The organism is Tolypothrix sp. PCC 7601 (assembly GCF_025677855.1).
In the GTDB taxonomy this organism is placed as follows: domain Bacteria; phylum Cyanobacteriota; class Cyanobacteriia; order Cyanobacteriales; family Nostocaceae; genus Aulosira; species Aulosira diplosiphon.
The window spans coordinates 6,865,344-6,876,592 of sequence record NZ_CP064879.1; the positions used below are offsets into that span (position 1 = coordinate 6,865,344).

An 11,249-nucleotide genomic window follows, 5' to 3' on the forward strand; every position below is an offset into this window, starting at 1 on the left:
TTTTGTCTATTAAATTATTTTAAGAGTGATTATACGTAAATATCCGCTGTTACCCAAGAGATAGCAGCGGATAAATAGGTTTAGATGACCTTAAAATCCTGGTAATAGTAATCTAATCATCTTTTTTCGCAATGCGAGGGGGTTCGCGAAATGCGATCGCAAAGAAGAGAACTCCTATACACAGGGTGAAAATTAAGATGTACGCAACGCTTTCCATATTACAAGTTCCTGCCTATCCAGCCAGTAATAATATTGTAACAAGCCAGGTTATGAGGTGTTGGGGACTGGGAATTAGTAGTTGGGTATCTGAGAAAACTCTTCTGGAGCTTCTAGACCCTCATCCCAATTCCCTAGTCTCTAAAACTTAGAGAGCTTCCTTACGGCGGGTTGTCTTGTCACCCACTTTTTGGAATAGACCCCATTCCACTTGCTCTTCTAGATCCGCTTCTACACCAGCAAATACGTCGCGGTAGATTGTACGAGCGCCATGCCAAAGGTGACCAAAGAAGAATAAGAGAGCAAATACAGCGTGTCCAAAGGTAAACCAACCTCTGGGGCTAGTGCGGAATACCCCATCAGAGTTCAAGGTTTCCCGGTCAAATTCAAATATTTCACCGCCTTGAGCTTTACGGGCGTATTTCTTCACTTCAGCGGGATCTTTGATGGTTTGTCCATTTAGATTTCCACCATAGAAGCTAACAGTTACACCAGATTGTTCAAAGCTATATTTGGATTCTGCCCGACGGAAAGGAATGTCAGCACGAACAACACCATCTGCGTCGGTCAAGATTACTGGGAAAGTTTCAAAGAAGTTGGGCAGACGACGTACAGTCAATTCTCTACCTTCAGAATCTTTGAATACTGCATGACCTTGCCAAGATTGGGCAATACCATCACCCTTGTTCATTTGACCTGTACGGAATAAACCGCCTTTGGCAGGGCTATTGCCGACGTAATCGTAGAAGGCCAATTTTTCAGGAATTTTTGACCAAGCTTCTGTAAGTGTCGCACCTTGAGCTAGGTCGCTTTGTACGCGGCGCTGAATTTCTTGACGGAAGTAACCTTGATCCCATTGGTAACGAGTAGGCCCAAATAGTTCAATGGGAGTGGTCGCGTTACCGTACCACATAGTACCAGCAACCACGAAGGCACAAAAGAAGACCGCAGCAATACTGCTGGACAGTACGGTTTCAATATTACCCATCCGCAAAGCTTTATAAAGCCGTTCGGGTGGTCTGACTGTGAGGTGGAATAAGCCTGCAATAATGCCGACGATACCAGCAGCTATATGGTGAGCAACAACACCACCAGGGTTAAAGGGGTTAAACCCATCTGGCCCCCATTCAGGTGCTACTGGTTGGACGCTACCTGTGACTCCAAAGGCATCGGAAACCCACATTCCTGGGCCATATAGTCCAGTGAGGTGAAAAGCACCGAAGCCGAAACAGAGTAGACCAGATAAGAATAGGTGAATACCAAACATCTTGGGCAAGTCTAGAGCTGGTTCACCTGTACGAGGATCTCTAAAGAGTTCCAAATCCCAGTAAACCCAGTGCCAGACTGCAGCTAAAAACAACAAACCAGAAAGAATGATGTGAGCAGCAGCAACGCCTTCAAAAGACCAGAAACCAGGATCGGTTGCTGGCGCGCCAGTAACGCTCCAACCACCCCAAGATTGAGTTACACCCAAACGTGCCATGAAGGGTAACACGAACATCCCTTGACGCCACATAGGGTTGAGAACTGGATCGCTAGGGTTGTAAATAGCTAGTTCGTAGAGTGCCATCGAACCAGCCCAGCCTGCTACTAGAGCTGTGTGCATCAAGTGTACAGAAATCAGTCGTCCTGGATCATTCAGAACGACTGTATGTACTCGGTACCAGGGTAGTCCCATCGACTACGCTCCTCCTCGATGAGTTAGTTTACAAAGCAATTTTCTTACAAAAGTAATACATGGTAGAAGTCACCGCAGGGACTTCTCTCAGTTTTTTTGTTATTGCCAGGGTCTTGCTTACCACCGCTGAGTCTTAATCAATGAGACAGGGTGGGTATTCTGGCAATGCTGACACGCATAACGGTCTTTACCCAGGATAACGATCGCTATTTACTCGACTTACCTAAGAGTTTGCTTGCGAAAACCTTGGCTTGTTCTCGTAGAACTAGTTAAGTACTTCTCAGGCATTTAGGTAGTCAGGCGTGCTAGGCAATTGCCAAGCAAAAATGAGAATATTTTAAAAAGTGTAACTATTGATGGTACGGTTTGCAAGCGTGTAAATAGATGCGATCGCGTAGCATCTGCAAGAAATTTTGCTACAACTGCCTGTCACAGATTTAATTTGCGTATTCTTCGGGGGATGAGGAATATGAGAATGGCAAGGGAATTCTGCTAATTTCATCCCCAGCCGCTACTCCTCTTAGCCCCGATCCCCTATTGTCAATCGCCAGTCGCTACTATGTAACTGATTGCATGTTCTGCAATTGACACTTGGCTTGTGCTGTACCCAAACGTTCGATTACCTGTTCAGCTGTCATCAGACGCTTCAGTACTACTTGACCAATGGTATTTTGAACTGGAACTGGTGTTGTAGGTTTTACTTCTACAGTTAAAATGGCATCTTCAACTCGATAAAGCCACAACAATTCGTTATTTTCTATGAGACAAATATTCAATTGCTGAATATCTGGTTGTCGTCGCCATGCAGTAATCTGCCAAAGTCCATCAGATGCCCATACTCTAGAGACAGACCATCCTTCAGATAAAAAGAAATACTTCACGTTCTTAGTCCTACTATTTAGACTCTCAATCTGCTGTTTACGATATCGCAATCTTTTCAATGGCTGATGTATATATATTGATATTTATCTAATATTTATTAATCAAACTAGACAGCAAATGGAAAATGTTTGATTTAGATCTTCAGCAGCTTAATTATTGAGTACATTACAGTGTCACTAAAACACCTCTGCCAAATCGATGAAATCCTGACGCTGTCTTGCTAAATAGAATTTTGATTTTTAATTTTCAATTCTACGTAGCAGTACTAGGTACTCATAAAATTTGCGACAAAAATGAGTTAATGTTGCAATATTTTAATAAGTATGAATTTTTGCAAGATATAAAAATTTAATCTGTAAGTATGTAATTTTGCCAGAATTTGGCAATAAACTTGGCTATTTGATGTGGGCTATTCGCCAACCTATAGTAAAATGACTCACCATTGTTCTCAATAATTTTATTTCCATGACCAGGTTTGTCTTACCAGTTAGACGATGGAGGAGGATGACACAATTCCTCTCTTTATTCTGTCTATGTTTACTATTTGTTGTGAGTTGTAGTCCTCGCCAACAGACAACTACTTCTACTAGTTCTCCGAACTCTGCTACAGGGGATGGCAGGATTACTATCGGGACGACATCTAAGCCAAGAACTCTAGATCCGGCTGATGCTTATGAATTGGCATCGTTGGGTTTAGTATTTAATATGAGCGATCGCCTCTATACTTATGAGCCAGGTAGTACGGAAATTAAGCCTCAACTGGCGACAGCATTACCCAAAGTCAGTGCAGATGGTTTAACTTACAGCATTCCTTTGCGTCAGGGAGTAGTTTTTCACGATGGAACTCCCTTTAATGCGGAAGCGATGGCTTTTAGTATTAAACGTTTTATTGAGAATAAGGGTAAACCTTCCTTCTTACTAGCGGATACAGTAGATTCAGTCAAAGCTACAAGCGAGTCTGAGTTAACTATCAAGCTAAAAAAACCTTTTGCAGCGTTTCCTTCTCTACTGGCATTTTCTGGGGTTTGTCCAGTTTCGCCAAAAGCTTATGAGTTGGGCGCAGGGAAATTTAAGCCAGAGACATTTGTCGGAACTGGCCCTTACAAATTAGCAGCCTATGGTACTGATTCGCTGCGTTTGGATGTATTTGATAAATATTGGGGTGAAAAACCTGCGAATCAGGGCGTTAATGTACAAATTCAGACTAGCCCAGTGAATTTATTCAATGCTTTCCGTACAGGTGCTGTAGATGTCGCTTATCTTTCTTTGCAACCTGATCAAATTCGCAGCTTGGAAGAAGGCGCAAAAAAAGGAGATTGGCAAGCGATTACCGCCCAAGGTAGTGTAGTCAGCTATATGGTACTGAACCGCAATCAGAAGCCTTTAGATAAACCAGAAGTAAGACAAGCGATCGCATCTCTAATTGATCGTCCATTGTTAAATCAGCGAGTCTTGTTTAATCAAGCTGATCCACTTTACAGCATGATTCCGACAACATTTAATGTTTCCCAACCTTTATTTAAAGATCAATATGGGGATGGTAATGTTGACAAGGCAAAACAACTATTAACGGCTGCTGGTTTTTCTAAAGATAATCCAGCAAAAGTAGAAGTTTGGTATCCCGCTAGTTCACCTACCCGAAGTTTGGCAGCACAGACAATAAAATCACTAGTCGATCAAAAAATGGAAGGCATACTAGTACTGGAAGCCAAAACTGTGGAAGGTGCTACCTTCTTTAAAGAAATTGGTAAGGGCTTGTATCCATCAGCTTTACTTGATTGGTATCCAGACTTTTTAGATCCAGATAATTACGTGCAACCATTTTTAGCTTGTCAAAAAGGTTCTGTTGCCAAGGGATGCGAAGATGGAGGAAGCCAAACTCAAGGTTCTTTCTATTACAACGAAGCTGTCAATAAACTAATTGATCAACAACGGAAAGAACAAAATCTAGAGGCACGTAAGCAAATATTTACCCAGATTCAAACACAAGTTACCACTGATGTGCCTTATGTTCCTTTATGGCAAAACAAAGATTATGTATTTGCCCAAAAAGGTGTCAGCAATGTTCAACTTGACCCCACGCAAAATTTAGTTTATAAGCCAATTAAAAAGTAATTTCGTCTGTTGTCCTTGGTCATTAGTCATTTGTTCTTAGTTGGATAAATGGCTAATGACTAATAAATAATAAATAAATTATGTCTCGATCCAAAGCTCTACAATATTACATTGCTTCGCGGTTACTATTAGCGCCACTCCAGCTATTAACTATTATCACTATCGTATTTCTTTTACTCAGAGCAACACCAGGCGATCCCGCAGATGCAATTTTGGGCGGACGTGCGCCAGAAAGTGCAAAAGCAGAATTACGCAAACAACTAGGTTTAGATTTACCTTTGTGGTTACAGTATTTAAATTATTTAGGAAATCTACTGCGCTTTGATTTAGGAACTTCTTTAACAAGCCGAGGACAAAATGTTGGGGATATTATCGGGCAATATTTTCCCGCGACAGTAGAGTTAGCTGTATGTAGTATGGCAGTTGCTTTAATTGTGGGAATTTTAGTTGGGACGCTTTCGGCTTCTCGTCCTGGAACCGCTGTTGATGCTAGCGGACGTTTATTTGGAATTATTACTTATGCTCTCCCGATGTTTTGGGCAGGAATGATTCTGCAGTTAATTTTCTCTGTACAACTACGTTGGTTTCCCAATTCTAACCGCTTTCCGCCAAATCTTCCGGCTCCTAGTCATATTACTGGTTTGTATACCCTTGATAGCTTACTTGCTGGTAACTTCAGTCAATTTTTCACATCATTGCACCATATTGCACTTCCTAGTTTGACTCTGGGAATTTTGTTGAGTGGAATTTTTGAACGCATAGTGCGCGTCAATTTAAAGCAAACTCTACAAGCAGATTATGTAGAAGCTGCTAGAGCCAGAGGTATTCCAGAAAATAAAATTTTAGTTTCCCATGCTTTGAAAAATGCCTTAATTCCAGTCATTACAGTTTTGGGGCTAACCTTTGCTTCTTTGTTAGGTGGAGCAATTTTAACTGAAGTTACATTTTCTTGGCCTGGGTTAGCTAACCGATTGTATCAAGCAATTTCCGATCGCGATTATCCTACAGTTCAGGGAGTACTAGTATTTTTTGGTGCGATCGTTGTCACCGCTAGCATTTTAATTGATATTTTAAATGCTTATGTCGATCCGCGAATTCGCTATTAGGCTCGAGATCCCCAACTTTTTGAAGAAAGGGGATCTATAGATGAAATCAGCTACCGCCAATCGTTCCAGTTTTGATTAAAAATTGAGGTGTCAGGGAAGGCAGTAGGATTGCCATTTTGTTCCAACAAACGTTTGAGTGCTTCTAATTGTGGTTCGGATTTGGGTAACTCATCTACTAGTTGGTAGGGTGCTACAGCATTTTTGAGGGCAAAAGCTGCAACTGTTCCCGCAGCCGCACCAGCTGACCATTCAAAGGAGTGGACACGATAAGCAGCCGCAGCAATGTGACTAGTACCAATACTTTTACCACCAACGATTAAATTATCTATTTTTTGGGGAATCATCGCCCGTAATGCTATTTGGAAAGGATAAGCTTGGCCTGCGCCGCGTCTTTCACCAGCACGTTCTGTATTTCCAGGTGTTTCTGGTGGGCTTTGGGTCATACAAGGATGAAAATCGATAGCATAGTGACCAATACCAATAGCATCAGGGAAAACAGTAGAACGAGTTCGCCGCATGGCTTTATCTGGAGAAATTTGCCCAGAAATTACCGATGTTGCTTCTAAACCTGCTAGTGCTGCTCTTAACTGCTTATACATATCTGCTGGCAGCGTCTTACGGTAATATTCGTCATTGTAGTCACGACGAGAAATATCAATTTCCCAAATGCCAAAACCAGAAGCTTGTCCCCAGCTAGGACGACCAATAATCCGCCGTCCTTCTCGCATATAAGGATATTTCGACAAACCAGATACCGTCCCCATTGGGGAATCTAGCCCAGTTAACAAACGGTGGTTGGGGTATGGCTGCTTGACACCGTTTCCTAGTTGGGAATCTGTTGTTCCAGCCACTAGCCAGTAGTAATAGGAAAGGGCATTTTCTTCACCTTTTCTTAGAGTATCGGTTCTCAGTCCCCCCATCCAGCCACCAGGCTGCAACTGTCCAGTACTTTCTAATTGTTGGCGAGTATAAATTAAGTTATCAGCCGCCGTTCCTGGGCGATAGTCGTTACCCCATGTCCAGTTTTGCATGGAAATGTCCCCAGGTGAGGAAGCAGTAAAATTAATACCGCCAAATTTTGTTGGTTGTCCTTTTGTCGGACTCCAAATCCGACGGTAAGTAAAAACTAAATCAAAGTTTGCTAACCTCTGCAATTCATAGCTGAAATAAGGTGCATATTGGGGATAATATGCAGGCATTGTCTGAGGCTGTGCTTCCTTAGTCGCCTCCATTGCAAACGTGTAGGTAAAGCCTTGAGGACAAAAGGGGTCGTTTTCAGAGCTGGAAGCAGAAGGTTCTAAGTAGGAACGAGCATCAATACCTAATCGGTAGGGAACATCAGCTAGTCCAATGATTTCTCCGGTTTCGCTAGCATCTACAACATACCAATTGGGAGATGTTTGTTGATTAGCTTTAGGTACAAAGCGGATAATTGTTTTGCTAAACCGGGATGAATTGGCGTAAGTATAAGAATCTTCAATGGTTTGAGATAAAGGATAAGTATTGAGAGGGAGTGCGCCTTTTACAGGTTGATGTTGAATAGCGATCGCACTATTGATGATTTTCCCATCACTACTAATGTCTAATTCTTTAATGACTGTACTGCCAAACCATTGCAACTTGCCTTTGCCTTTGTTTTCGGCATCTTTGAGCATCTGAGTCAAAATGGTGTGAGCATCACGGGGTAAAAAGCAAGAGTCACTTACCCAGCAATTACCAGGATTGAGTTTACCGTACTTGCGCTGAATGCGATCGCGTAATTCCAAATAACCGCGAGAATAAAATTTCAGCGCTCTTTGAGTCGGTCTTTCGTCTAATGCAGAGGTTCCTTGAGCAGAAATTTGTCCCCCCAGCCAGTCGGTAATTTCTGTTAAACAAACAGTTCTACCTGCAAGTAAACCTTCGTAAGCTGTAGCGACACCCGAAAGTCCGCCTCCCACCACTAATATTTCACAATTTACAGTTTTATCTGGGTTTCTCGGTGGTGCAGCAATTAATGCCGAATAAGGCGCAAGCAAAGCAGATATTAAGCTGAAACTGATGAGTGAATGCTTTCCATAAACCAGTTTTCGTCTACATTTCATATTGGAGATCCCTGCAAATCCTTTTCACCTGTAGACGGTAGCATTAGGGTAATGTTTTACTCAAGTTTTTCAGCAATAAATTAGGGATTAGGGATTAGGGGCTGGGGATTGGGTACTGGGAAATTTGTGCTAAAGGTAAAAAATCAAACTGTAAGTCAGGAATATAGCAATAAAAAAGGTTTTTGTTCGTTTGGAGATATGATTTTTAGTGCAAGTTAATGAAAAATAATATTTGCAATAGCGCAATTATTAACTGGAGTAAATACTCCAGAATATAGATATTTTGGATATCACATTTGTGTGTATTTTGATGAAGTGGGGCGGACATATTGTCCGTCCCACAAAAATATCAACTGTGAGCAATACCTTCTTGACGCGCTGCTTGTTGCACAGCCGCCGCTACAGACGAGGCGACTCGCTCATCAAAAACGGAAGGAATGATATGTTCCCGATTTAAATCTGAAGGCTTTACTAAAGATGCGATCGCATGTGCAGCTTCTAAATACATAGTGGTGGTAATTGTCTTAGCTTGACAATCTAATGCACCGCGAAATACTCCCGGGAAAGCCAAAACGTTATTGATTTGATTGGGATAATCACTGCGACCTGTAGCAATTACAGCTACATCGTTTGTCACTAATTCTGGCTGAATTTCGGGAATCGGATTAGCCATTGCAAACACGATCGCATCTTTTGTCATTGATTGCACCATTTCTGGAGTCAAAACTCCTGGTGCGCTTACGCCAATAAATACATCTGCGCCTTGCAATGCACCAGCTAATGTACCTTGGGCTTTAACTGCAAATTCGCGCTTTTCTTCAGTCAAATCAGTACGGCTGGTGGAGATAATCCCTTTAGAGTCACACATCCAGATTTTTTCTGCCCCAGCTTTGCGGAGTAAGCGTGCGATCGCTACCCCAGCCGCGCCAGCACCATTAATCACAATGCGGATTTCTGCTAGTGATTTATTTACCAGCTTCAAAGCATTAAACAACGCCGCCAAGGTGACAATTGCTGTACCATGCTGGTCATCGTGAAACACGGGTATATCTAATTCTTGACGCAGCCTTCTTTCAATTTCAAAGCAGCGCGGAGCGGCGATATCTTCAAGATTCACACCACCGAAAACCGGAGCGAGATTTTTGACTGTCCGCACAATCTCATCAGTATCTTGGGTTGCCAAGCAGATGGGGAAAGCATCAATACCTGCAAATTCTTTGAACAGCATTGCTTTCCCTTCCATAACTGGGAGAGCAGCAGCCGGGCCGAGATTTCCTAAACCTAAAACAGCACTACCATCAGTAACAATAGCTACTGTATTTTTTTTGATAGTGAGGTTATAGACTTCATCTGGATTTTCAGCGATCGCTGTACAAATGCGACCTACTCCAGGCGTATAAGCCATTGCTAAGTCAGAAACACTCTTTAGCGGAATCCTGCTAGCGATGCTGATTTTACCGCCACGATGCAAATTAAAGGTGCGGTCATACACACTGAGCAAGTGAATATGTGGTAGTGCTTTGACTGCTTGTACAATGGTTTCCGCGTGTTCAGTGCTAGCTGCATCAACCGTGATATCGCGAGTAGACTCTTTGCGGGTTTGCTCGATTAAATCAATTTGTCCGAGTAGTCCACCACTAGCTGCGATCGCCTGGGTAACTGAAGCTAACATCCCAACACGATTGGGAATCTGCAAGCGCAGAGTCAAACTAAAACTAGAATTAGGAGTAAGGTCTGCCATTGTGATTTTTAGAATTTAAATTTCACATCTTATATTGAATTGATTATTAAAAACCTATTGCAAATCTTAAATGTCATATTTTACTAACTGTTCACTAATTGCAAGCTCGTAAATATACTCAGCAACTTCAGATATTTTTGCTATCTCATGTTCTTAACTGCTACTCAGAGAATACAGAACCCTGCTATCAAAAGCTTGTGTAATAGTGAATACATCTGTAATGCCAATAAAAAAGCGTTCTCTAAATCGAGAACGCTATTAATTTATATTAATCTCAGATTAACCATGCATTGCTGGAGTCTGCAAAGCTACAGGTATGAATTCATCAGCAGCCAAATCTAGGGGGAAGTTATGAGCATTACGCTCGTGCATCACTTCTATACCTAAGTTGGCACGATTGACGACATCAGCCCATGTACTAACTACACGACCTTGAGAATCTAGCACTGATTGGTTAAAGTTAAATCCATTCAAGTTAAATGCCATTGTGCTAATACCCAAAGCCGTTAACCAGATACAAACTACAGGCCAAGCAGCTAAGAAAAAGTGCAGCGAACGAGAGTTGTTAAAGCTAGCATATTGCCAGATCAAGCGTCCAAAATAACCGTGAGCCGCTACAATGCTGTAGGTTTCTTGTTCTTGACCAAATCTGTATCCATAGTTAATCGATTCAATTTCAGTTGTTTCCCTAACTAGTGAGGAAGACACCAAAGAACCATGCATTGCACAGAACAAAGAACCACCGAAAACACCTGCTACACCAAACATATGGAAGGGGTGAAACAGAATATTATGTTCTGCTTGGAATACAAGCATAAAGTTAAACGTGCCGCTAATACCTAGAGGCATCCCGTCAGAAAAGCTACCTTGACCAATGGGATAAATTAAGAACACTGAGGTCGCCGCAGCTACGGGTGCTGAGTACGCAACACAAATCCAGGGACGCATCCCTAAACGAAAACTTAATTCTCATTGTCTGCCCAGCCAACAGAAAATCCCAATGAGAAAATGCAAAACAATTAGCTGGTAAGGGCCGCCGTTGTAGAGCCATTCATCCATCGAAGCCGCTTCCCAAAGGGGATAGAAGTGCAAACCAATAGCATTGGATGTTGGCACAACAGCATCAGTAATGATGTTATTACCATAAAGTAAAGAACCCGCAACAGGCTCTCGAATACCGTCGATATCAACGGGTGGTGCAGCAATAAAGGCAATAATGAAGCAAATGGTTGCAGTTAACAAGGTGGGAATCATTAACACACCAAACCAGCCGATATAAAGCCGATTTTCAGTGCTAGTAATCCATTGTGAGAATCGATCCCACTGATTACCGCTTTCGCCTCTTCTGAGAGTTGTGGTCATGGCTGTATTGTTGATAAATCACTAAAATTAACCTTCTCAATCAGTAAAAATTGAGAATAAAGCTA

7 protein-coding genes and 1 pseudogene are annotated in these 11,249 nt (G+C 42.1%); 2 read left to right on the forward strand and 6 right to left on the reverse strand.

Features of this window, described 5'->3' with window-relative positions:
• Positions 1–112: 112 nt before the first annotated feature.
• The 3 genes from HG267_RS27700 to HG267_RS27710 form a co-directional block, all read right to left on the reverse strand.
• Entirely contained in the window at positions 113–217 is a 105-nt protein-coding gene (locus tag HG267_RS27700) for a photosystem II reaction center protein T (RefSeq protein ID WP_071989499.1), read from the reverse strand.
• 147 nt (positions 218–364) lie between these two features.
• Positions 365–1,894, reverse strand: coding sequence for a photosystem II chlorophyll-binding protein CP47 (psbB, locus tag HG267_RS27705; protein WP_045874842.1), 1,530 nt, complete (start codon positions 1,892–1,894; stop codon positions 365–367).
• 557 nt (positions 1,895–2,451) lie between these two features.
• A complete protein-coding gene (locus HG267_RS27710) occupies positions 2,452–2,775 on the reverse strand; it encodes a hypothetical protein (protein WP_045874841.1) in 324 nt (107 codons plus the stop codon).
• A gap of 466 nt (positions 2,776–3,241) precedes the next feature.
• Here HG267_RS27710 and HG267_RS27715 point away from each other — a divergent pair, with 466 nt between their 5' ends.
• Together HG267_RS27715 and HG267_RS27720 are read left to right on the forward strand one after the other, a co-directional pair.
• A complete protein-coding gene (locus tag HG267_RS27715; protein WP_045874840.1) occupies positions 3,242–4,891 on the forward strand; it encodes an ABC transporter substrate-binding protein in 1,650 nt (549 codons plus the stop codon).
• 80 nt (positions 4,892–4,971) lie between these two features.
• Complete coding sequence (locus HG267_RS27720; RefSeq protein WP_045874839.1) at positions 4,972–5,997, forward strand: ABC transporter permease; 1,026 nt, start codon at positions 4,972–4,974, stop codon at positions 5,995–5,997.
• Positions 5,998–6,047: 50 nt separating this feature from the next.
• Here the strand turns inward: HG267_RS27720 and HG267_RS27725 are convergent, their stop codons facing one another.
• The 3 genes and pseudogenes from HG267_RS27725 to psbA all read right to left on the reverse strand — a co-directional run bounded on the left by HG267_RS27725 (position 6,048) and on the right by psbA (position 11,184).
• Positions 6,048–8,081, reverse strand: a complete 2,034-nt coding sequence (locus HG267_RS27725) for an FAD-dependent oxidoreductase (protein ID WP_045874838.1) — start codon at positions 8,079–8,081, stop codon at positions 6,048–6,050.
• 349 nt (positions 8,082–8,430) lie between these two features.
• Positions 8,431–9,822: a malic enzyme-like NAD(P)-binding protein gene (locus HG267_RS27730; protein ID WP_045874837.1), complete on the reverse strand. Its 1,392-nt coding sequence runs from the start codon at positions 9,820–9,822 to the stop codon at positions 8,431–8,433.
• A 279-nt stretch (positions 9,823–10,101) separates the two neighbouring features.
• A pseudogene (gene psbA / locus HG267_RS27735) lies at positions 10,102–11,184 on the reverse strand (photosystem II q(b) protein).
• Between the last annotated feature and the right edge of the window lie 65 nt (positions 11,185–11,249).

Coding starts and splice junctions, on each gene's coding strand:
- HG267_RS27700 (WP_071989499.1), bottom strand. CDS start 217: ATGGAAAGCGTTGCGTACATCTTAATTTTCACCCTGTGTATAGGAGTT.
- psbB (WP_045874842.1), bottom strand. CDS start 1,894: ATGGGACTACCCTGGTACCGAGTACATACAGTCGTTCTGAATGATCCA.
- HG267_RS27715 (WP_045874840.1), top strand. CDS start 3,242: ATGACCAGGTTTGTCTTACCAGTTAGACGATGGAGGAGGATGACACAA.
- HG267_RS27720 (WP_045874839.1), top strand. CDS start 4,972: ATGTCTCGATCCAAAGCTCTACAATATTACATTGCTTCGCGGTTACTA.
- HG267_RS27725 (WP_045874838.1), bottom strand. CDS start 8,081: ATGAAATGTAGACGAAAACTGGTTTATGGAAAGCATTCACTCATCAGT.
- HG267_RS27730 (WP_045874837.1), bottom strand. CDS start 9,822: ATGGCAGACCTTACTCCTAATTCTAGTTTTAGTTTGACTCTGCGCTTG.